The following is a 19490-nucleotide window of genomic DNA, read 5'->3' on the forward strand; positions in this document are numbered from 1 at the left end:
GCCCCCGCCGCCCCCGCCGCCCCCAGCGCCGCCGCCGGCCGCTGCAGCCGCTGCCGCCGCGGCTGCAGCGGCAGCGGCCGCCTCGCGCTCCGCACGCTCCTTCGCCTCCTGCTCGCCGATCCGGAACCGTCGTTCGACCTCCACCGACCGATCGCGCAGGCTCGCGAGCTGCGCGTACAGCGTGTCGAGGGTCGACTGCTGCTCGGCCGCGCGCGCCTCGGCCGCGACGTGGGCACCCTCTGCGGCCTCGGCCGCGGCCTCGGCTTCCGCGGCGAGTCGCTCGCGCTCGGACTCGGCGATGTCGGCCTGATCGCTCAGGGATTCGGCATCCGCCTCGGCTGCGTCGGCTCGGGCTGCGACGCCGCCGATCAGGTTGGTCAACTGCGCCGCCCGGGAGAGGCCGGCGAGCAGCCGGGTCGCGGAATCGCCGTCGAACAGGAGGCGCAGCCCCACGTCGGCCCCGCCGGAACGTGCGAGCACCGCGGCCGTCCGGCCGAGCGCTGCGGACGTCTCCTCGGCAGCGGCTGCGGCCCGCGTCGCCTGATCGCGGAGCGAGGCCGCTCGCGCGGCGGCATCCGCTCTCGCCTGCTCGGCGGCGGCCGAGTCCGCCGCGGCCGTGATCGCCGCGTCGCCGAGCCGGCCAGCCTCGGCCTCGAGTTCGTCGACGAACGCCGTGATGCGCCGGGCCTGGACCTCACCGGCCCCCACCTCGGCCTTCGCCGCCTCGACCTCGTCCCAGGTCGGATAGTCCTCGGCGACGGCACTCGTGGCGGGCAGCAGAAGGGCGGCGACGAGGACCGCCGCCAGCGAACCATGGACGAAGCCGCGCACGAACACCCCCTTCGAGCCCGGCCACTCTACCCAGCGCCATCTCGATCGGCGGGCGGACACGCAGCGTAGACTCGTCCGGATGCGCACCCGGCTCGCCCTCGTCACCGCCGTGGTCGCCGCGACGGCCCTGTTGTCGGGGTGCACCGCGGCAGCGACGGCGCCCGAGGCATCGACGACCGCGCCGTCCCCATCGTCCGCGACGGCGACCCCGACGCCGACGCCGGTCGATCCCGTCGCCGAGTTCGTCGACGAGCGGATGTCGCACATGAGCCTCGAGCAGAAGGCGGCGGCCGTGCTCATGCTGCATGCCCCCGGGCTCGACCCGGCACCGCTCCGCGCCTATGTGGAGCGGGGCGTCTCCGGGCTGATCCTCATGGGCGACAACGTGCCGGGCACCCCCGAGGAACTCGCCGCGCTGACGAGCGCCGTGCAGGTCGACCCTGAGGCGCCGGCCCTCATCGGCATCGATGAGGAGGGCGGTGACGTCCAGCGCCTGCCGTGGGATGCCGCGCCCGGTGCCGAGGCGCTTCGCGGAGAGGACCCCGCTGCCACCACGCAGGCGTTCGCCGATCGCGCGGCGACGCTCGCGGCATCCGGGATCACCGTCAACTTCGGCATCGTCGCCGACGAGACCGACGACCTCGACTCCTTCATCGCCTCGAGGGTGCTCGGCACCGATCCCGCCTCGGCCGGGGCCCGCGTCGCTGCGGCGGTGGCCGGAGAGCAGGGCGGCGTGTTCAGCACGCTGAAGCACTTCCCCGGCCACGGACAGGCGCCCGGGGATTCGCACTCGAGCCTGCCGACGGCTCCGCAGACGCTCGACGAATGGCGGAGCGGCCCGGCGATCCCGTTCGAGCAGGGCATCGACGCCGGCGCCGAGCTGGTGATGACCGGACACCTCGCCTATCCGTCGGTGGATGTTGCGCCCGCCTCGCTCTCGGCGGAGTGGCATCGCATCCTGCGGGAGGACCTCGGCTTCGAGGGCGTGGTCGTGACGGATGACATGCTCATGCTGCAGGGCAACGACCTGGCGGAGTTCGCGGACCCGAACGAGAACGCGATCCGCGCGATGGCCTCGGGCGCGGACCTGCTGCTCTACGTCCTTCCCGCCGATCCTGCCGAGGTGGGCGTCTCCGTCGACGGCCTCGTCGGGGCCATCAGCCGCGCGGTGTCCGATGGACGCGTTCCCGAGGCGCGGCTCGACGATGCGGTCGAGCGCGTGCTGACGCTCCGACTAACCTCGGTCCAGTGATTCTCGAGAAACTTCGGAGACTCGGGAATACCATCGACAGTTCCATGCGTTTGCATGTGTGTGGCCGAACGAGCCACGAACAGCTACCGAACACGGAGAACACTGAACCATGACGAACACCGCCACCGGAATCGAGATCCCCGGCTACCGCGCAGGCACCTGGACGATCGACGCCGCGCACAGCGAGGTCGCCTTCAGCATCCGCCACATCATGATCAGCAAGGTGAAGGGCAAGTTCGAGCGCTTCAGCGCGACCTTCGTCACCGCCGAGAACCCCCTCGACTCGACCGTCACCGCATCCGCCGAGGTCGCCTCGATCAACACGAACGAGCCGAACCGCGACGGTCACCTCCGCACCGGCGACTTCTTCGAGGCCGAGACCTACCCGACGATCGACTTCGTCTCGACCGGCGTCCGCGTCGAGGACGGCGACTTCAAGGTCGACGGCGACCTCACCATCCGCGGCATCACCAAGCCCGTGACCTTCGACTTCGAGTTCGGTGGCTTCGGCGGCGACCCCTACGGCAACTACAAGGCCGGCGCGACCGCCAAGACCGTCATCAACCGCGAGGACTTCGGCCTGACCTACAACGCCGCTCTCGAGACCGGCGGCGTGCTCCTCGGCGACAAGGTCACCATCACGCTCGAACTGCAGGCGGCGCTCGCGCAGTAGGCACGAGTCAACGGCCGTTCGGCCGTCATGAAGGGCCGGATGCCTCGAGCGTCCGGCCCTTCGTCGTCCGCACGCCCGGTCGGGCAGGCGCTCAGGCTCAGGCTGATGCGGTGACTTCGCCGACCCGGGTCGACCAGAAGGCCCCCCATCGCTCGAAGGCGGGCCTGAACTGCTCCCCGACATCGGCGGGCCCGAACGAGCTGACCTCGATCGGCGTCGCCCCGCGCCGCTCGGGCGAGCGCCGCCAGGTGCCGACCACCTCGCCGTCGGCGACGAGGATCGGCAGGAACAGCCCGTTCTTGCCCGGGACGACGCGCGCCGCGTCATCGGCCGAGCAGACCGCCGTGCGGTCGCCGTAGCCGAGGAAGTACTCGTCGAAGGGCGCCAGGGCGAGCCTCGTGCTGCGATCCGCGGCGAGCGGCGGGGGAGCGTCGACCGCGACGTAGCGCTCCTCGTCGTAGGCGGCCACCGAGTCGCCGGCAGCCGCGAGCGCGGTGCGCGCGGAGGTGAGGGTGAGCCCGGTCCACCAGGCGAAGTCGCGCACCGACACGGGGCCGTGGCCTCGTGCGTAGCCCGCGAACAGCAGCGCGAGCGTCTGCTCGTCATCGGGCTCGTCGCTGCTCGCCGGCGACCATTCGTCGAGCAGGACGAAGCGCTGCCGCGCACGGGTGTCGACCGGGCCGCAGCAGAGCAGGCCCTCGTTCGCGAGTCGCCAGATGAGGTGGTACCCGCGCTGGCCCTCGGTCGGGATGCCGGCCCGGCTCCACGCCGCCTGCAGCCCGTCGCGCGTGATCGAATGGCCGCCCTCGAGTTCGCCGACGGCGACCCGGCGCGCAGCGGCGTGCACCTCGTCGTCGATGCCCTCGTCGCGATGCCCCTTGGCCGCGCGCTGCATCAGTCGCGCAGCCGTGAGACGCAGGATCGGCCGCAGCAACCCGGGCACGACGAAGTGCAGCGTGCCGCGCATGGGCCAGGAACGCAGGAGCGAGGCGTCGTCGATGGCCGCATCGATCATCGCCTCGTCGGAACCGGGCACCCTCGCGCCGAGCACCCACTTCGCTGCCGCGAGATCTTGCGCCTGCACGCACAGGAGCCGATCGAGCGCGGCCTGCGGCGAGGCGAATCCGCCGTCGAACCCGTGGGCCGCGAGCCGCGAGCGACGCACCGCCGTGTTCGCCGCGCCGGTCGCGGCATCCGTCGTCATGCGTCCATTCTCTTCGTCGCCACCGACATGAGGAAAGTGCCGACACGCAAGGCCGCGCCCGGGGGAGACGCACAGCTCGGGGACATCCGCTCGGGATACACTGGGAGGCTGTGCCCCTCGGCACGACCCCACCACCACATCCTCCCGGAGGCTCACTGTGCTCGCCGTACACGATCTCGAGATCCGCGTCGGCGCACGCGTGCTCATGGAGCACGTCGACTTCCGGGTCTCGGCCGGCGACAAAGTGGGCCTCGTGGGCCGCAACGGGGCTGGCAAGACGACGCTCACGAAGACCCTCGCCGGGGAGACGATGCCCACCGGCGGCCGCATCGACCGCACCGGCGAGATCGGCTACCTGCCCCAGGACCCGCGCTCGGGCGACCCCGAGATGCTGGCGCGCACGCGCATCCTCGATGCGCGCGGACTCGGCTCGCTCGTGCTCGGCATGCACGAGGCGTCCATGCAGATGGGCAGCGACGACCCCGAGGTCGCCGAGCGCGCCATGAAGAAGTACGGCAACCTCACCGACCGCTTCACCGCGCTCGGCGGGTATGCCGCCGAGGCCGAGGCCGCGTCGATCGCGTCGAACCTGAACCTCCCCGATCGCATCCTCGACCAGCCGCTGAAGACCCTCTCGGGCGGCCAGCGACGGCGCATCGAGCTCGCCCGCATCCTCTTCTCCGACGCGCAGACGATGATCCTCGACGAGCCCACGAACCACCTCGACGCCGACTCGGTCATCTGGCTCCGCGAGTTCCTGAAGGGCTACAAGGGCGGCGTCATCGTGATCTCCCACGACGTGGTCCTCGTCGACGAGGTCGTCAACCGCGTGTTCTACCTCGACGCGAACCGGTCGAGCATCGACGTGTACAACATGGGCTGGAAGCACTACCAGCGCCAGCGCGCCGCCGACGAGGAGCGCCGCAAGAAGGAGCGCGCCAACGCCGAGAAGAAGGCCGGCGTCCTGCAGATGCAGGCGGCGAAGTTCGGGGCGAAGGCCTCCAAGGCGGCCGCCGCGCACCAGATGGTCGCGCGCGCCGAGAAGCTCCTCGCCGGCCTCGAGGAGGTGCGCGCCGTCGACCGCGTCGCGAAGCTCCGCTTCCCGACGCCCGCGCCCTGCGGTCGCACCCCGATCACCGCGAGCGACCTCTCGAAGAGCTACGGCTCGCTCGAGATCTTCACCGCCGTCGACCTCGCGATCGACCGTGGCTCGAAGGTCGTGATCATCGGCCTGAACGGCGCGGGCAAGACGACGCTGCTCCGCATCCTCGCGGGCGTCGACGCACCCGACACGGGCGTCGTCGAGGCGGGCCACGGCCTCCGCGTCGGCTACTACGCCCAGGAGCACGAGACCATCGAGGTCAAGCGCAGCGTGCTCGAGAACATGGTGAGCGCCTCGCCGAACCTCACCGAGACCGAGGCCCGCAAGGTGCTCGGCTCGTTCCTGTTCACGGGCGACGACGTGCACAAGCCGGCCGGGGTGCTCTCCGGCGGCGAGAAGACGCGACTCGCCCTCGCGATGATCGTCGTCTCGGGCGCCAACGTGCTGCTGCTCGACGAGCCCACGAACAACCTCGACCCCGCCAGCCGCGCCGAGATCCTCGACGCGCTCGCGCACTACGAGGGTTCCGTGGTGCTCGTCTCGCACGACCCCGGCGCCGTCGAGGCGCTGAACCCCGAGCGCGTGCTCATCATGCCCGACGGCACGGAGGACCACTGGAGCCGCGAGTACCAGGAGCTCATCGAGCTCGCCTGAGGTCAGCGCCGGTCGAGCACGCCGTCCTCGAGGTCGGCGTCGGCGTCCTTGCGCTGCGTGCGGTTCACCTTGCGCGGCGCGGGCCGGCTCTCGCCGAGGGTGATGCCGGAGGCCTCGTCGCGGGCCCGGCGTTCCTGTCGTGCGGCCCAGCCGAGCCCGACGAAGCCCATGATGGCGAAGACGAACCACTGCAGCGCGTACGACAGGTGCGGTCCCTCGTCACGCAGGGGGCGGGTCGCGGCGACCGGCGGGTCGGCGGCTTCCGCTCCGGACTGCACGAGCAGTCCGTACGCGCCCGTGTAGGTCGGCTGGTCGACGCGTTCGGCGAGCTCGTCGAGGTCGATCGTGGCGAACTCGTCTCCGGCCGAGGTCCGGCCGTTGATCCGACCCTCGCCCGCCTTCAACCGCGCCTCGACCTCCACCTGGCCGGTCGGGGGAGCGGCGTAGTCACTCGGGCGCGCCTCGGAATCCTGCGCGACCCACCCGCGGTCGACCACGAACACGGACCCGTCGTCGAGGAGGAACGGCGTCAGCACCTCGAATCCGGCACCCCCCTGGTTGGGTCGGTTGCGGACGACGACCTCCTCGTCGGCGAGGTACCGTCCCGACAGCGCGACGACCTGCCAGCGCTGATCGACGTCGAATCCGTCGAGCTCCGGCAGCTCGTCCTGCACCGGGACCGCCTGCGCGTCGTAGTTGGCGTCGATGCGGGCGATCTCCGCGCGGGCCTCGGCGCGCCTCGCGAACTGCCACATGCCGAGGGCGCAGCACACGATGGCGAAGACCACCACGAGCGCGAGGTACCCGGCCCATCGGCGCGACCTGAGGAAGGCCCAGTCGTTCACGAATCGACCTCGGCGGAGCCGTCGAGGGCTCCGGAGAACTGCTCGACGCGCACCGGGAACGAACGCGCCTCGAGGAAACCGCGCAGGTAGTCGACGTGTTCGTCGCACGCGAGCCAGGTCTTCCACCGATCGCCGAGGTGGATGCGCGGGTTCTGCCAGTCGATGCGCCAGGTCGCGCCCTCCTGGCAGGCCGCCCGCGAGCAGACGTCCTGCGGGGTGTCCCCGATGCCGCCGATCATCGCCCATCCTCGTCTCGGTCATTCCGTGGAGGGTCGGATGCTGCGTGCCCGGCTTCACCGGCGCGTTCGTCCGAGCCCGCAGCGGAGCCCGCCCCTGGGCCCGCGGCATCCGCCCCGGGCCGGACCGGGAGGATGCCGCCCGGCCGCTCGACCGCGGGGATGCGCGCCGGCGAACCGACGTTCGCGATCACGACCGCGAAGTACGGCAAAGCGATCGCGCCGACGGCGCACACCACGAGCCACCAGTCGCGCGCGAAGAGCATCGCGACGATGCACACCAGGCGCACGCCCATCGCGATCGAGTACTTGATCATGCGCGACCGCTGCTCGGCCTCGGGTGAGGGCGGCAGGCTCGTGATCGATTGCTGCTTCATCTCGTCGTCGCAGGTCGGTGCGGCGCTCCTCCATACAAGCCTACGTCTCGCCCGCCCGCTGCGCGGCCCCCACCGGACGGATCGCCCTGCACGAGCATCACTATGCTGAGACAGGCTCGCCTCGGGCCGATCCCCATCGGAATGGAGTCCACGCATGACCACGCCCCGCACCGTCCTCGTCACCGGCGGCAACCGCGGCATCGGCCACGCCATCGCCCGTGAGTTCGTCGCCCAGGGGCACCGGGTCGCGGTGACCGCACGCTCCGGCGAGGGGCCGGAGGGCACGCTGACCGTGCGGGCCGACGTCACCGACGCGGCATCCGTCGATCGCGCCTTCACCGAGATCGAGGCCGAGCTCGGACCGGTCGAGGTCCTCGTCGCGAATGCCGGCATCACGCGCGACACGCTGCTCCTCCGCATGACCGAGGAGGACTTCACGAGCGTCATCGACACGAACCTCACGGGTGCGTTCCGCGTCGTCAAGCGCGCCTCGAAGGGGATGCTCAAGGCCCGGTTCGGACGCGTCGTGCTCATCTCGAGCGTCGTCGGCCTCTACGGCTCGCCCGGGCAGATCAACTACTCGTCCTCGAAGGCGGCCCTGGTCGGCATGGCCCGCTCGCTCACGCGCGAGCTCGGCGCCCGCAACATCACGGCCAACGTGGTCGCCCCCGGGTTCATCGAGACCGACATGACCGACGAGCTCCCCGAGGCGCAGCAGGCCGAGTACAAGAAGAACATCCCGCTCGGGCGCTTCGCGTCGCCCGATGAGGTCGCACGGGTCGTCGCCTGGCTCGCGGGCGATGACGCCGGGTACATCTCGGGTGCCGTCATCCCGGTCGACGGCGGCCTCGGCATGGGGCACTAGCCCGTCCGGCGCACGGCACCCGGTCGAAGAACCGGTCAGCGAGCGCTCGTCCAGCCGAAGGCCGCCCTCCGCGGCGGCTCAGCCGCGAAGGCCGAGCAGCGCCAGCACCTGGCTCAGGTCGGGCGTCGTGATCGCGACATCCGCCTGCTCTCGCACGACCGGCTTCGCGCAGAACGCGACGCCGAGCCCGGCCCGCGCAAGCATGCGCAGGTCGTTGGCCCCGTCGCCGACGGCGACGGTGAAGCGCACGGGCACGGATGCCGCGCCGGCCCATTCCTCGAGCGCGAGAGCCTTGGCCTCCGCGTCGACGATGGCACCGTCGACGCGCCCCGTGAGGACGCCGTCCCGGACCTCGAGCCGGTTCGCCCGGCAGAAGTCGAGCCCGAGGGAGTCGGCGAGCGGGTCGAGGAGTTCGTGGAAGCCGCCGGAGACGACGCCGACGAGGCCGCCGGCGGCATGCACCCCCGCGACCAGCTCGTGGATGCCGGGCGTCGGCGTCATGCGCGTGCGCGCGTGCGCAAGGTCGGACTCGCTCAGGCCGGCGAGCGTCGCGACACGTTCACGGAGGCTCGCGGCGAAGTCGAGCTCGCCGCGCATGGCGCGCTCGGTGACCTCCGCGACGAGCGGCAGGCTGCCCGCAGCCTCGGCCAGCAACTCGATGGCCTCCTCGCGGATGAGCGTCGAGTCGGCGTCGAGCACCACGAGCGGGCCGCGCGGGCGGCCGGTGGTACGCCCGCTCACGCGTGCGAAGCCCGGACGCGCGAGCCCTTGCCGACGACCGTGATGCCGCTGTCGGTGACGATGAAGCCCCTGGCGAGATCCTCGTTGCGATCGACGCCGATGCGCGCCCCCGCCTCGACGACGACCTCCTTGTCGAGGATCGCCCGCTGCACGGTCGCGCCGGCGTCGATGCGGGCCCGGTCGAAGAGGATCGAGTCGGAGACGTGGGCACCGGAGCCGACGACGGCCCACGGGCCGAGCACGCTCCGCTCGACGTGCGCACCGGAGATGACGGACCCGAGCGAGACGATCGAGTCGATCACGGTTCCGAGCGTGCCGCGGGCATCGCGGGTGAACTTCGCCGGCGGCGAGTTCAACTGCTGGCTGAAGATCGGCCACTCGCGGTTGTAGAGGTTGAAGATGGGCATCACCGAGATGAGGTCCTGGTGCGCCTCGAAGAACGAGTCGATGGTTCCGACGTCGCGCCAGTAGTAGCGGTCGCGGTCGGTGGAGCCGGGCACGTCGTTGCGCTGCAGGTCGTAGACGCCCGCCGCGCCCTGTGAGACGAAGGCCGGGATGATGTCGCCGCCCATGTCGTGGCTCGAGTCGGTGCGCTCCCCGTCGCGGAGCACCGCGTCGATGAGGGCGTCGGCGTTGAACACGTAGTTGCCCATCGAGGCGAGCACCTCGCCGGGGGAGTCCGGCAGGCCCACGGGGTCGGTCGGCTTCTCGAGGAACCGGTGGATGTGCTCGGGGTTCGCCGGGTCGACCTCGATGACGCCGAACTGGTCGGCGAGGGAGATCGGCTGACGGATGGCGGCCACGGTCGCGGCCGCGCCCGAGGCGATGTGCGCCTCGATCATCTGGCTGAAGTCCATGCGGTACACGTGGTCGGCGCCGACGACGACGATGATGTCGGGCTGCTCGTCGTAGATGAGGTTGAGGCTCTGCAGGATCGCGTCGGCCGAGCCCGAGAACCACCGCTTGCCGAGCCGCTGCTGCGCGGGCACGGAGGCGACGTAGGAGTTGAGCAGGCCGCTCATGCGCCAGGTCTGCGAGACGTGGCGGTCGAGGCTGTGCGACTTGTACTGCGTGAGCACGACGATCTGCCGCAGCCCGGAGTTCAGCAGGTTCGACAGGGCGAAGTCGATCAGGCGGTACTGGCCGCCGAAGGGCACGGCGGGTTTCGCCCGATCCTCGGTGAGGGGCATGAGTCGCTTGCCCTCACCGCCTGCGAGCACGATGCCGAATACCTTGCGCGTGGCCATGCCCCAAGCGTAGTCAGAGCGGAGCCGGTTCCGGCACGCGAAGTCGACACGTGTCGGATGCGGCCGCTGCGCTAGCGTTTCCACATGCGCGTCGACCTGCTCACCCGTGAATATCCGCCCGAGATCTACGGTGGGGCCGGCGTGCACGTCGCCGAGCTCGTCCGTGCGCTGCGACATGACATCGACGTCCTGGTCCGGGCGTTCGGCGCCGAGCGCGACGAGGCCGACGCCTTCGGGTACGCGACGCCGGATGCGTTCGCCGGTCGCAACGCGGCGGTCGGCACCATGGGCGTGGACCTCCTGATGGCCGCGGATGCCGCCGGAGCCGACCTCGTGCACTCGCACACCTGGTACGCGAACTTCGCCGGGTTCACGGCGAAGCGCCTGCACGGCATCCCGCACGTGGTCACGGCGCACAGCCTCGAGCCCCTGCGCCCCTGGAAGGCGGAGCAGCTCGGGGGCGGCTACCGGCTCTCGTCGTGGGTCGAGCGCACGGCGTTCGAGGACGCCGACGCCGTGATCGCCGTGAGCGAGGGCATGCGCCGCGACATCCTGAGGTCCTATCCCTCGATCGATCCGGCCAAGGTGGAGGTCGTCTACAACGGCATCGACCTGGCGGACTGGCGCCCGAATCGCGACGCCGACCTGGCACGCGCCCTCGGCGTCGACCCCGATCGTCCGTCGGTCGTCTTCGTGGGCCGCATCACGCGCCAGAAGGGACTGCCGTACCTGCTCAGGGCCGCCCGGCTGCTGCCGCCCGACGTCCAGCTGGTGCTGTGCGCCGGCGCACCGGACACCGACGAGATCATGGCGGAGGTGACGGGTCTCGTCGACGAGCTCCGCACCGAGCGCGACGGCGTCGTCTGGATCGACCGCCACCTCCCGCGGCCGGAGCTCACGGCCCTGCTCACGGCGGCCACCGCCTTCGTCTGCCCGTCGGTCTACGAGCCGCTCGGCATCGTGAACCTCGAGGCGATGGCGTGCGGCGCGCCGGTGGTCGGCACGGCCACCGGCGGCATTCCCGAGGTCGTCGATGACGGCGTCACCGGCGTGCTCGTGCCGATCGAGCAGGCCGACGACGGCACCGGGACCCCCCTGGACCCCGAGCGCTTCGTCGCCGACCTCGCGGCGGCGCTGACCCGGGTCGTCCGGGACCCGGCCGGCGCGGCGGCGATGGGAGCGGCCGGACGCCGGCGGGCCGAGGAGCACTTCGCCTGGGATGCCATCGCCGCCCGCACCCGCGAGGTCTACGCGCGCGTGCTCGGCCGCTGAGCATCGCACCGTCACGTCGCCGGGTGCTCGCCATGCCGTGGCGGGCATTCGGGGGCCCGTGCTCCCGATAGCATTGGAGACATGGCGAGTACGGTGCTGCAGTTCCGGGATGTTTCGGTGGTTCGCGACGGGAATTCGATTCTCGACGGCGTGAACTGGAGCGTCGCCTCCGACGAGCGCTGGGTCGTGCTCGGCCCGAACGGCGCGGGCAAGACCACGCTCCTGCAGATCGCGGCCGCGGCGATGCATCCCACCAAGGGTGAGGCATCCGTGCTCGAGGAGAAGCTCGGCAAGACCGACGTCTTCGAGCTGCGGCCGATGATCGGGTTCGCGTCGACGGCGATGGCGCGCAAGATCCCGCGCAACGAGACGGTCATCGACACCGTGCTCACCGCCGCGTACTCGGTGACCGGTCGCTGGAACGAGGAGTACGAGGAGATCGACACCCGCCGCGCGCAGCGCGTGCTCTCCGAATGGGGTCTCGAGGGCTTCGCCGACCGCCGGTTCGGCAGCCTCTCCGACGGCGAGCAGAAGCGGGTGCAGATCGCGCGATCGGTCATGACCGATCCCGAACTGCTGCTGCTCGACGAGCCGGCCGCGAGCCTCGACCTCGGTGCCCGTGAAGAACTCGTGGGACTCCTGGGCGGCTACGCCGCGTCCGCCGCGTCGCCGGCGATCGTGATGGTGACGCACCACGTCGAGGAGATCCCCAAGGGGTTCACGCACGCCCTGCTCCTGGCCAAGGGCGGCATCGTCGCGGCAGGCCCGCTCGCCGAAGCCCTCACGTCCGAGACGCTGACCGAGGCGTTCGGCATCCCGATCGAACTGACCGAGAGCAACGGTCGATTCGCCGCGCGCGCCAACTGACCGTCGAACGCGTTCGATTCTGCTAGAATCGATAGCTGGCCCCCGGGCCATTCATGCTTTCCCGCTGTGCTGCACACGTCGCCGGCGGGATTCTGTAGAAATCATCCGATCAGCAAGGAAGTCACCATGAAGACCGACATCCACCCCGAGTACGCCGCCGTCGTCTTCCGCGACCTCGCCTCGGGTGCCACCTTCCTCACCCGTTCGACGGTCTCGAGCGACAAGACGATCGAGCTCGACGGCGAGACCTACCCGGTCATCGACGTCGAGATCTCGTCGGAGTCGCACCCGTTCTACACGGGCAAGCAGCGCATCATGGACTCGGCCGGCCGCGTCGAGAAGTTCAACCAGCGCTTCAAGAGCTTCGGCAAGTAGTCACGCCGAGCGAAGGGGCGGTCGACCTGGTCGACCGCCCCTTCGTCATGCCCACTCGGCCTCGAGCTCGCCGAGCCGCCCTCATGACAGTTCGGCGAGGACCCGTCGTCGCGCGGCATCCGACGTCTGATGCTGCAGGTTCGCGCGCGACCCTGTTCAGCGCACCGGCCAGGCTCCCGACGTGGTGAACTCCGGTTCGCCGTTGCTGCGCCGCCAGGACTGGTAGCTCTCGGCCTGGTCGCGGCACCAGTCGACCTGGCGGGCATGCAGTTCGCCGACGGCGATGGCGGCGAGCTCGGGGTACGCCCTGGCGATCGCCTGCGCCACGCGGCCGGCGGCCACGGCGTCGGCGCCGGCATCGTGCGCGTCGTCGAGACGGACGCCGTAGTGCTCGGCCGTGGCCGAGAGGGTGCGCTTGCCGCGGCGGTAGCGGTCGACGGCCTTGTCGATGACGAGCGGGTCGATGACCGCATCGGGTCCGGGCAGGCCGAGCAGGCCGTACCGCTCCGCCTCCCGCGCGAGCACCGTGAGATCGTACGCGGCGTTGTACGCGACGATCGGGAGACCGCGGGCCGCGGCATCCGCGAGAGCGCCGATGATCTCGGAGACGGCGGTCGGCGCCGCAGCGCCCTCGGCCCGCGCCCGCTCGGTGCTCACGCCATGGATCAGCGACGCGGCGGTCGGGATCTCCACGCCGGGATCGACCAGCCACTCATGGCGCTCGAGCACGCGCCCGTCGATGCCGATCACGCCGACGTGTGCGGTCACGATGCGACACGTGTCGACGTCGATGCCGGTGGTCTCGAGGTCGAAGACGGCGAGGGTGTCTGCCCAGCTGGCGAAGTTCTCGGGGTGCATGCTCGAAGGCTACGGGCGCGGACCGACATCGCCGGGGGAGGACGCCGCGTGTCAGGCGGATCCGCCGGCCCGGGCGGCCACAGGCGGAGCGCACCGCCTGTGGAGAGCGACGGGCGCACAGGCGTCGCGCCGTAGAATGACCGGGATGATCGTCTCCCCGTACGCCGAGCAGCTCGCGCGAATCCCCGTCCGCGAGCACCGGCTCACCGTCCTCGGCACGGAGACCGCGTGGTGGGAGTACGGCGCCGCCGATGCGCCGGTGATCGTGCTGGTCCACGGGTTCCGCGGCGACCACCACGGGCTCGAGCCCGTCGTCGCCCAGCTCCCCGGGTTCCGCATCGTCTCGCCCGACCTCCCCGGCTTCGGCTCGTCATCCACGTTCCGCGACCGCCAGCACGACCTCGACGCCTACACCGACTGGCTCGGCGCGTTCATCCGCGAGGCCGGCATCGAGTCCCCGTACACCCTGCTCGGCCACTCGTTCGGCTCCATCGTCGCGTCAGCCGCCGTCGCAGGGGGGCTCTCGCCCGAACGGCTGATCCTGGTCAACCCCATCGGCGCGCCCGCCCTCGAAGGCCCTCGGGGGGTCATGACGCGGCTCGCGGTGCTCTACTACCGCACGGCTGCGGCGCTGCCCGAGCGGCCGGGATTCGCCCTCCTGCGCAACGGCGCGATCGTGCGCATCATGAGCGTGACGATGGCCAAGACGAGGTCGAAGCCGCTCCGCAGGTGGATCCACGACCAGCACGACCGGTACTTCTCCGCCTTCGGCAGCCGCACCTCCGTGCTCGAGTCCTTCACCACCTCCGTGAGCCACGACGTGAGCGAGGTCGCGGCGGAGATCACCGTGCCGACGCTCCTCATCGCCGCAGAGCGCGACGACGTGACCCCCATCGAGGCCGAACGGCGTCTGGCCACGATGTTCCCCGACGCACGACTCGAGGTGATCCCCGAGGTCGGCCACCTGATCCACTACGAGACGCCGGGCGAGGCCGCGCGCCACATCCTCGGCTTCCTCGGCTCGGAGGCCCACGCGTGAGGATCGTGGTCGACTGCCGCTACATCCGCATCGGACGACACGACGGCATCAGCCGCTTCACCGCGGGCATCGTCACCGAGCTGGGCCGGCGGCATCCGCTGACCATGCTCATCAGCGACCATCGCCAGCTCGAGATGCTGCCCGACCTCCCGTGGCAACTCGTCAGCTCGCCGACGAGCCTCCGCGAGCCGCTCGTGGCCCTCCAGGTCCGTCGGCTGCGGCCCGACGTCGTCTTCTCGCCGATGCAGACCATGGGCTCCTGGGGCCGCACCTACAAGCTGCTCCTGACCCTCCACGACCTCATCTACTACGAGAACCCGACCCCGCCGCGCGACCTGCCCGCGCCGGTTCGACTGCTGTGGCGCCTCTACCACCTCGCGTGGTGGCCCCAGCGCCTGCTGTTGAACCGTGCGGACGCGGTCGTGACCGTGTCCGAGACGACCGCCGGGCTGATCCGCGAACACGATCTCACGCATCGGCCGGTCACCGTCGTGCCGAACGCCGCCGACGACTTGGCCACCCCCGAACTCCCGCGGTCGCGGCCCGAGGGTCACCGGCTGGTCTACATGGGCTCGTACATGCCGTACAAGAACGTCGACACGCTCGTGCGCGCCGTCGGCGCACTGCCCGACCACGAACTCCATCTGCTCAGCCGCATCGAGCGCGGCGAGCGTGCCCGTCTCACGCGCCTGGCACCGCAGGCGAGGCTCGTGTTCCACGACGGCGTGTCGGATGCCGCCTACGCCGAACTGCTCGCTGGAGCGACGGCACTCGTGCACGCGTCGAAGGCCGAGGGCTTCGGCATCCCCCTCGTCGAGGCCATGCGCCTGGGCACGCCGGTCGTCGTCAGCGACACCCCGATCTTCCGGGAGATCGGCGGCGACGCGGCGCTCTACTTCGACGCCGAGAACCCCGAGTCGCTCGTCGCGGCGCTCTGGGCGCTCGAGCGCGGCGACGAATGGCAGCGCCGGTCCGCGTCATCCGTCGTCGTCGCGGCGAAATACACGTGGGCCGCTTCCGCCGAGGTGCTGCTCGACCTCATGATGCGCACCGCGGGCCCCGGCTCGCGACGCGGGCGGTCGCGCCGCCGACGCTGACCTCGCCTCGGCGCCGGCTGTCGCGCACCGGACTGCGTTCGGCGGGCCCGGGCAGGATCGCGGGCGACGCGCGTTCGAGCGAGGCAGCCGTCGGCGTTCGCCGGCAGAGAGCGCGAGCGAGCCCGATCTCAGGAGGCGAGGGCCGCCGCGAACGCCGCGAGCGTCTCACTCGTGCCGGCGTCGACCTTGATCGCCGCCCGGCTGTCGCCCTTCGTGATGCCGCGGTTCACGACCACGATGGGCATGCGCCGACGACGGGCCAGCTCGATGAGTCGCATGCCCGAGTTCACCACGAGGGAGGAACCGGCCACGAGCAGCACGTCGGCGCCGCGCACCACCGAGGAGGCGGCCGCGAACACCTCCGGCGGCACGAACTCCCCGAAGAACACCACGTCGGGCTTCAGGATGCCGCCGCACACCGTGCAGTCGGGGATGACCAGCGAGGCGGCATCGTCGACGTCGACGTCGCCGTCGGGGTTCATGGGGAACTGGCCCTCGAGTTCGATGCGGGGATTCAGCAGCGCGAGGCGGTCGGCCACCGCCTGCCGTGCGAACTGCTGGCCGCAGGTCAGGCAGAGGACCCGGTCCATGCCGCCGTGCAACTCGACCACGTGCCGGCTGCCGGCGCGGCGGTGCAGGCCATCGACGTTCTGCGTGACGAGCCCGCCGACGACGCCCGCATCCTCGAGGAGGGCGAGGGCGCGATGGCCGGTGTTGGGCTGGGCGGCGCCGAAGGCGCGCCAGCCGAGGTGGCTGCCGGCCCAGTAGCGCTCGCGGGCGGCCTCGGAGGCGAGGAACGCCTGGAAGGTCATGGGCGTGCGCACCGGGGCACCCTCGCCGCGATAGTCGGGAATGCCGGAGTCGGTGCTGACGCCGGCGCCCGTGAGCACCGCGACGCGCGCGCCGCGGAGCAGGTCGATCGCCTGATCGAGTGCCGAACCGCCGCGGACGGGGACTTCGAGGTCGGATGTCACCGGTGCTCCCTTCGAATCGTCTGATTCTAGACGCGTCGGTTTTCCGGTTTGTTTCGGGACTGGCAGGCTTGGGTCGGGAGGATCATGCACATCGAACGAGTCCGCGATGCGGCATCCGACGCGGTCGCAGACTATGCGGGCCTCACGGATGTCTCGCTCCGCAGCGCGCACGAGCCCGCGAACGGCCTCTACATCGCCGAATCCGCGAAGGTGATCCGGCGCGCGATCCGGGCGGGCCACCGCCCGCGCTCGGTGCTCATGGAGGAGAAGTGGCTCGCGGGCCTCGAGGCGGAGCTGGCACCGTTCGACGTGCCCGTGCACCTCGCGGATGCCGCGCAGCTCGAGGCCATCACCGGGTACCGCGTGCATCGTGGAGCCCTCGCCGCATTCGAGAGACCCGCCCTTCCCGAGCCCGCCGAGCTCCTGGCCGGTGCACGACGGGTCGTCGTGCTCGAGGACATCGTGGACCACACGAACGTGGGCGCGATCTTCCGTTCGGTCGCGGCGCTCGGGGCCGACGCGGTCCTCGTGAGCCCGCGCTGCGCCGACCCGCTCTACCGGCGCAGCGTCCGGGTCAGCATGGGCACGGTCTTCCAGGTGCCGTGGACCCGGCTGCCCGAGTGGCCGGAGGCCGTCGAACTGCTCCACGGCGCCGGGTTCTCGGTCGCGGCCCTAGCCCTCTCGGACCGGTCCATCGGCCTGCGCGAACTCGCCGACGACGCACCGGACCGCCTGGCGCTCGTGTTCGGCGCGGAGGGCGACGGGCTGAGCCGCACCGCACTCGATGCGGCCGACGAGGTCGTGCGCATCCCGATGGCGCACGGCGTCGACTCGCTCAATGTCGCAGCGGCGGCCGCGGTGGTGCTCTACGCACTCCAGGTGGAACCGGCTGACGCCGCCGGAAGGGCCCGATGAACGAGGTCAAGCCAGATGCCCGCGTGTACCGACGCCGGCGCATCGTCGTCTTCACGGCCCTCGCGGTGGTCCTGGCCCTCCTCACCGGCACCGGCATCTACACCGCGAGCGCGCTCGGCGCACCGGTGCCTGCGGCGGCCCCCGCCGTCACGGATCCCGAGCCGGTGGCCGCAGCCCCGCAGCAACTCGCCTTGCCCGGATTCGGCGCCTTCGCGGTCGGCGCGGTCGGCTTCGAGGGCCTCCTCGCCGCCGGCAACGAGCAGACGCCCATGGCCATGGCCAGCATCACGAAGGTCATCACCGCGCTCACGGTGCTCGCCGAGCATCCCATCCCGGCCGGCGAGGCCGGCCCCGACATCGAGTACACCGACGCCGACGTCGACATCTACTGGGACATGGTCGCCCAGAACGGGTCCGTGGCCCCGGTCGAGGCGGGCGCGACCCTCAGCCTCAGGGAGAGCCTCGAAGCCCTGCTCATCCCGTCGGGCAACAACTACGGCATCTCCATCTCGAACTGGGCGTTCGGCTCCGAGGCGGCCCTCGTCGAACGGGCGAACGCCTGGCTGGCCGAGCATGGGCTCGTCAACACGCGGGTCGTCGACTCGAGCGGCATCTCCGACGACAACGTCGGTACGGCCGCCGACATGATCCTCCTCGGCGAGATCGCGCTGGAGGACCCGACGATCGCGGCGATCGTCGCCTCGAAGAGCGTCGAGATCCCCGAGCTCGGCACCCTGACCAACTCGAACAAGCTCCTCGGCACGCACGGCGTCGACGGGATGAAGACCGGTACGACGGACGACGCGGCCAACCTGCTGTTCACGGCCGACTACGCGGTCGGCTCCTCCACGGTCACGGTGGTCGGCGTGCTCATGGGCGGCGAGACGCACGCGGTCATCGACGAGGCGATCGCGGCGATGCTCGACTCCGTCGCTCCCGGATTCCACGAGGTCACGCCGCTCGAGGCGAACCAGGTCCTCGCCGAGTACGACACCCCGTGGGGCGAGACGGCGCGGGGGCGGGCCGCAGACGGCGCGACGGTGCTGGTCTGGAACGACACCCCCGTCGATGTCGAGGTGGACGCAGATCCCGTCACGCTCGCGAACCGCGGCGACGAGGTCGGCACGATCATCGTGCGGGCCGGCGCACAGGAGATCACGGTGCCGCTCGTGATCGACGCGTCGCTGTCGGATCCGGGCGCCTGGTGGCGTCTCACGAACCCGGGCGGGCTCGACGCGGCCGCTCAGTCCGGAAGCGAGTAGGGCGCGGCATCCGGCCGCTTCGCCTGGATGCGGTCACCCGAGGACTGGTGACGGATGCGGCGCACCACCCACGGCACGAGATACTCGCGCGCCCACGAGAAGTCCTCGACGCGAGCCCGGCGCCATGTGCTCGCCGGGAGCGGTTCGGGCCGGGACGGTTCCAGGTCGTTCTCGACGTTGAGCGCCTCGAGCACCATGCGGGCGACCGTGTGGTGGCCGAGCGCGTTCAGGTGCAGGCGGTCGGGCGCCCACATGCGCTGGTCCTGGATCTCGGTCAGCGCCCACTGGTCGGCGACGATGCAGTCGTACTTCTTCGCGACGATGCGGAGGTTCTCGTTGTAGATCGCGACCTTGCCGCGGATGCCGCGGAACACGTTGGAGAAGCCGACATCCACCCCCGTGAAGATCACGATGGTGGCGTGGTCGCGCGAGAGCCGTTCGACCGCGTGCTCGAACCGGGCGGCGATCTCGTCGGGATCGGTCCCCGGGCGGATGACGTCGTTGCCGCCCGCGGAGATCGTGATGAGGTCTGGGCGCAGCGCGAGGGCCGGCTCCAGCTGCTCGTCGATGATCTGGCGGATGAGCTTGCCGCGCACGGCGAGGTTCGCGTACGCGAAGTCCTCGCTGCTCTGGCCGAGCACCTCGGCAACTCGGTCGGCCCAGCCGCGATTGCCTCCCGGGACCGTGGGCTCGGGGTCGCCGATGCCTTCGGTGAACGAGTCGCCGATGGCGACGTAGCGTGACCAGGGGTGCTGCTGGGTGACCATGCCCCCATTCTGCCAAAGCCCGCGAGGCGGTCCCGGA

At 71.1% G+C, this 19490-nt stretch carries 20 protein-coding genes and 1 pseudogene; 11 read left to right on the top strand and 10 right to left on the bottom strand.

All coding sequences use genetic code 11. The features are described 5' to 3' along the window. Positions 1 to 831 (bottom strand): annotated as a pseudogene (locus tag GQQ95_RS02885) (M23 family peptidase); the annotation flags it as partial. Positions 832 to 910: 79 nt separating this feature from the next. Between GQQ95_RS02885 and GQQ95_RS02890 the strand changes: the two are divergent. Next, on the top strand, positions 911 to 2083 hold the full coding sequence (locus GQQ95_RS02890) for a glycoside hydrolase family 3 N-terminal domain-containing protein (protein ID WP_157426161.1): 1173 nt from the start codon (positions 911 to 913) through the stop codon (positions 2081 to 2083). Positions 2084 to 2192: 109 nt separating this feature from the next. Then, on the top strand, positions 2193 to 2756 hold the full coding sequence (locus GQQ95_RS02895; RefSeq protein ID WP_157426162.1) for a YceI family protein: 564 nt from the start codon (positions 2193 to 2195) through the stop codon (positions 2754 to 2756). A gap of 97 nt (positions 2757 to 2853) precedes the next feature. Here the strand turns inward: GQQ95_RS02895 and GQQ95_RS02900 are convergent, their stop codons facing one another. Beyond that, positions 2854 to 3960 (bottom strand): winged helix DNA-binding domain-containing protein, encoded by a 1107-nt coding sequence (locus GQQ95_RS02900; RefSeq protein WP_170296942.1) that lies wholly within the window; start codon positions 3958 to 3960, stop codon positions 2854 to 2856. A gap of 157 nt (positions 3961 to 4117) precedes the next feature. Here GQQ95_RS02900 and GQQ95_RS02905 point away from each other — a divergent pair, with 157 nt between their 5' ends. Continuing rightward, entirely contained in the window at positions 4118 to 5716 is a 1599-nt protein-coding gene (locus GQQ95_RS02905) for an ABC-F family ATP-binding cassette domain-containing protein (protein WP_157426164.1), read from the top strand. Between the two features lie 2 nt (positions 5717 to 5718). Here the strand turns inward: GQQ95_RS02905 and GQQ95_RS02910 are convergent, their stop codons facing one another. The 3 genes from GQQ95_RS02910 to GQQ95_RS02920 are packed head-to-tail and all read right to left on the bottom strand — an operon-like array spanning position 5719 to position 7174. Next, entirely contained in the window at positions 5719 to 6561 is an 843-nt protein-coding gene (locus GQQ95_RS02910) for an SURF1 family cytochrome oxidase biogenesis protein (RefSeq protein WP_157426165.1), read from the bottom strand. Continuing rightward, a complete protein-coding gene (locus tag GQQ95_RS02915) occupies positions 6558 to 6800 on the bottom strand; it encodes a hypothetical protein (protein ID WP_157426166.1) in 243 nt (80 codons plus the stop codon). The genes GQQ95_RS02910 and GQQ95_RS02915 overlap by 4 nt, the downstream gene beginning before the upstream one ends. Then, positions 6797 to 7174 carry a DUF3099 domain-containing protein gene (locus tag GQQ95_RS02920; RefSeq protein WP_157426167.1) on the bottom strand — a complete coding sequence of 126 codons (378 nt, stop codon included), beginning with the start codon at positions 7172 to 7174 and terminating at the stop codon, positions 6797 to 6799. The genes GQQ95_RS02915 and GQQ95_RS02920 overlap by 4 nt, the downstream gene beginning before the upstream one ends. A 154-nt stretch (positions 7175 to 7328) precedes the next feature. Between GQQ95_RS02920 and GQQ95_RS02925 the strand changes: the two genes are divergently transcribed. Then, positions 7329 to 8039, top strand: coding sequence for a beta-ketoacyl-ACP reductase (locus GQQ95_RS02925; RefSeq protein ID WP_157426168.1), 711 nt, complete (start codon positions 7329 to 7331; stop codon positions 8037 to 8039). Between the two features lie 78 nt (positions 8040 to 8117). On the opposite strand, the gene serB is transcribed toward GQQ95_RS02925, so the two are convergent. Next, positions 8118 to 8780, bottom strand: a complete 663-nt coding sequence (serB, locus tag GQQ95_RS02930; protein WP_157426169.1) for a phosphoserine phosphatase SerB — start codon at positions 8778 to 8780, stop codon at positions 8118 to 8120. Further along, a complete protein-coding gene (locus GQQ95_RS02935) occupies positions 8777 to 10027 on the bottom strand; it encodes a glucose-1-phosphate adenylyltransferase (RefSeq protein ID WP_157426170.1) in 1251 nt (416 codons plus the stop codon). Before GQQ95_RS02935 ends, serB begins: the two co-directional genes overlap by 4 nt. Before the next feature lie 84 nt (positions 10028 to 10111). Between GQQ95_RS02935 and glgA the strand changes: the two genes are divergently transcribed. The 3 genes from glgA to GQQ95_RS02950 all read left to right on the top strand — a co-directional run bounded on the left by glgA (position 10112) and on the right by GQQ95_RS02950 (position 12541). After that, on the top strand, positions 10112 to 11299 hold the full coding sequence (gene glgA / locus GQQ95_RS02940) for a glycogen synthase (RefSeq protein ID WP_157426171.1): 1188 nt from the start codon (positions 10112 to 10114) through the stop codon (positions 11297 to 11299). A gap of 81 nt (positions 11300 to 11380) precedes the next feature. Beyond that, positions 11381 to 12166, top strand: coding sequence for an ABC transporter ATP-binding protein (locus GQQ95_RS02945; RefSeq protein ID WP_157426172.1), 786 nt, complete (start codon positions 11381 to 11383; stop codon positions 12164 to 12166). 126 nt (positions 12167 to 12292) lie between these two features. Then, positions 12293 to 12541, top strand: coding sequence for a type B 50S ribosomal protein L31 (locus GQQ95_RS02950; protein ID WP_156997890.1), 249 nt, complete (start codon positions 12293 to 12295; stop codon positions 12539 to 12541). A gap of 156 nt (positions 12542 to 12697) precedes the next feature. Here the strand turns inward: GQQ95_RS02950 and GQQ95_RS02955 are convergent, their stop codons facing one another. Then, positions 12698 to 13399 (bottom strand): exonuclease domain-containing protein, encoded by a 702-nt coding sequence (locus GQQ95_RS02955; RefSeq protein WP_157426173.1) that lies wholly within the window; start codon positions 13397 to 13399, stop codon positions 12698 to 12700. Positions 13400 to 13544: 145 nt separating this feature from the next. Between GQQ95_RS02955 and GQQ95_RS02960 the strand changes: the two genes are divergently transcribed. Further along, complete coding sequence (locus GQQ95_RS02960) at positions 13545 to 14438, top strand: alpha/beta fold hydrolase (protein WP_425482546.1); 894 nt, start codon at positions 13545 to 13547, stop codon at positions 14436 to 14438. Next, complete coding sequence (locus tag GQQ95_RS02965; RefSeq protein ID WP_157426175.1) at positions 14435 to 15535, top strand: glycosyltransferase family 4 protein; 1101 nt, start codon at positions 14435 to 14437, stop codon at positions 15533 to 15535. The genes GQQ95_RS02960 and GQQ95_RS02965 overlap by 4 nt, the downstream gene beginning before the upstream one ends. A 128-nt stretch (positions 15536 to 15663) precedes the next feature. Here the strand turns inward: GQQ95_RS02965 and GQQ95_RS02970 are convergent, their stop codons facing one another. After that, the gene (locus GQQ95_RS02970; RefSeq protein ID WP_157426176.1) at positions 15664 to 16509 is read right to left on the bottom strand and encodes a Sir2 family NAD-dependent protein deacetylase; all 846 of its coding nucleotides are present in this window, start codon (positions 16507 to 16509) and stop codon (positions 15664 to 15666) included. A gap of 84 nt (positions 16510 to 16593) precedes the next feature. Between GQQ95_RS02970 and GQQ95_RS02975 the strand changes: the two genes are divergently transcribed. Next, on the top strand, positions 16594 to 17424 hold the full coding sequence (locus tag GQQ95_RS02975) for a TrmH family RNA methyltransferase (RefSeq protein ID WP_157426177.1): 831 nt from the start codon (positions 16594 to 16596) through the stop codon (positions 17422 to 17424). Then, positions 17421 to 18686, top strand: a complete 1266-nt coding sequence (locus GQQ95_RS02980) for a D-alanyl-D-alanine carboxypeptidase family protein (RefSeq protein WP_157426178.1) — start codon at positions 17421 to 17423, stop codon at positions 18684 to 18686. Before GQQ95_RS02975 ends, GQQ95_RS02980 begins: the two co-directional genes overlap by 4 nt. Here the strand turns inward: GQQ95_RS02980 and GQQ95_RS02985 are convergent. Then, complete coding sequence (locus GQQ95_RS02985) at positions 18668 to 19453, bottom strand: SGNH/GDSL hydrolase family protein (protein ID WP_157426179.1); 786 nt, start codon at positions 19451 to 19453, stop codon at positions 18668 to 18670. The genes GQQ95_RS02980 and GQQ95_RS02985 overlap by 19 nt on opposite strands. Positions 19454 to 19490 lie beyond the last annotated feature (37 nt).

This window comes from Agromyces salentinus (genome assembly GCF_009749395.1).
In the GTDB taxonomy this organism is placed as follows: Bacteria; Actinomycetota; Actinomycetes; order Actinomycetales; family Microbacteriaceae; genus Agromyces; species Agromyces salentinus.

Coding starts and splice junctions, on each gene's coding strand:
- GQQ95_RS02950 (WP_156997890.1), top strand. CDS start 12,293: ATGAAGACCGACATCCACCCCGAGTACGCCGCCGTCGTCTTCCGCGAC.
- GQQ95_RS02895 (WP_157426162.1), top strand. CDS start 2,193: ATGACGAACACCGCCACCGGAATCGAGATCCCCGGCTACCGCGCAGGC.
- GQQ95_RS02980 (WP_157426178.1), top strand. CDS start 17,421: ATGAACGAGGTCAAGCCAGATGCCCGCGTGTACCGACGCCGGCGCATC.
- GQQ95_RS02945 (WP_157426172.1), top strand. CDS start 11,381: ATGGCGAGTACGGTGCTGCAGTTCCGGGATGTTTCGGTGGTTCGCGAC.
- GQQ95_RS02925 (WP_157426168.1), top strand. CDS start 7,329: ATGACCACGCCCCGCACCGTCCTCGTCACCGGCGGCAACCGCGGCATC.
- GQQ95_RS02915 (WP_157426166.1), bottom strand. CDS start 6,800: ATGATCGGCGGCATCGGGGACACCCCGCAGGACGTCTGCTCGCGGGCG.
- GQQ95_RS02975 (WP_157426177.1), top strand. CDS start 16,594: ATGCACATCGAACGAGTCCGCGATGCGGCATCCGACGCGGTCGCAGAC.
- GQQ95_RS02955 (WP_157426173.1), bottom strand. CDS start 13,399: ATGCACCCCGAGAACTTCGCCAGCTGGGCAGACACCCTCGCCGTCTTC.
- GQQ95_RS02920 (WP_157426167.1), bottom strand. CDS start 7,174: ATGAAGCAGCAATCGATCACGAGCCTGCCGCCCTCACCCGAGGCCGAG.
- GQQ95_RS02985 (WP_157426179.1), bottom strand. CDS start 19,453: ATGGTCACCCAGCAGCACCCCTGGTCACGCTACGTCGCCATCGGCGAC.
- GQQ95_RS02890 (WP_157426161.1), top strand. CDS start 911: ATGCGCACCCGGCTCGCCCTCGTCACCGCCGTGGTCGCCGCGACGGCC.
- GQQ95_RS02900 (WP_170296942.1), bottom strand. CDS start 3,960: ATGACGACGGATGCCGCGACCGGCGCGGCGAACACGGCGGTGCGTCGC.
- GQQ95_RS02960 (WP_425482546.1), top strand. CDS start 13,545: ATGATCGTCTCCCCGTACGCCGAGCAGCTCGCGCGAATCCCCGTCCGC.
- glgA (WP_157426171.1), top strand. CDS start 10,112: ATGCGCGTCGACCTGCTCACCCGTGAATATCCGCCCGAGATCTACGGT.
- GQQ95_RS02935 (WP_157426170.1), bottom strand. CDS start 10,027: ATGGCCACGCGCAAGGTATTCGGCATCGTGCTCGCAGGCGGTGAGGGC.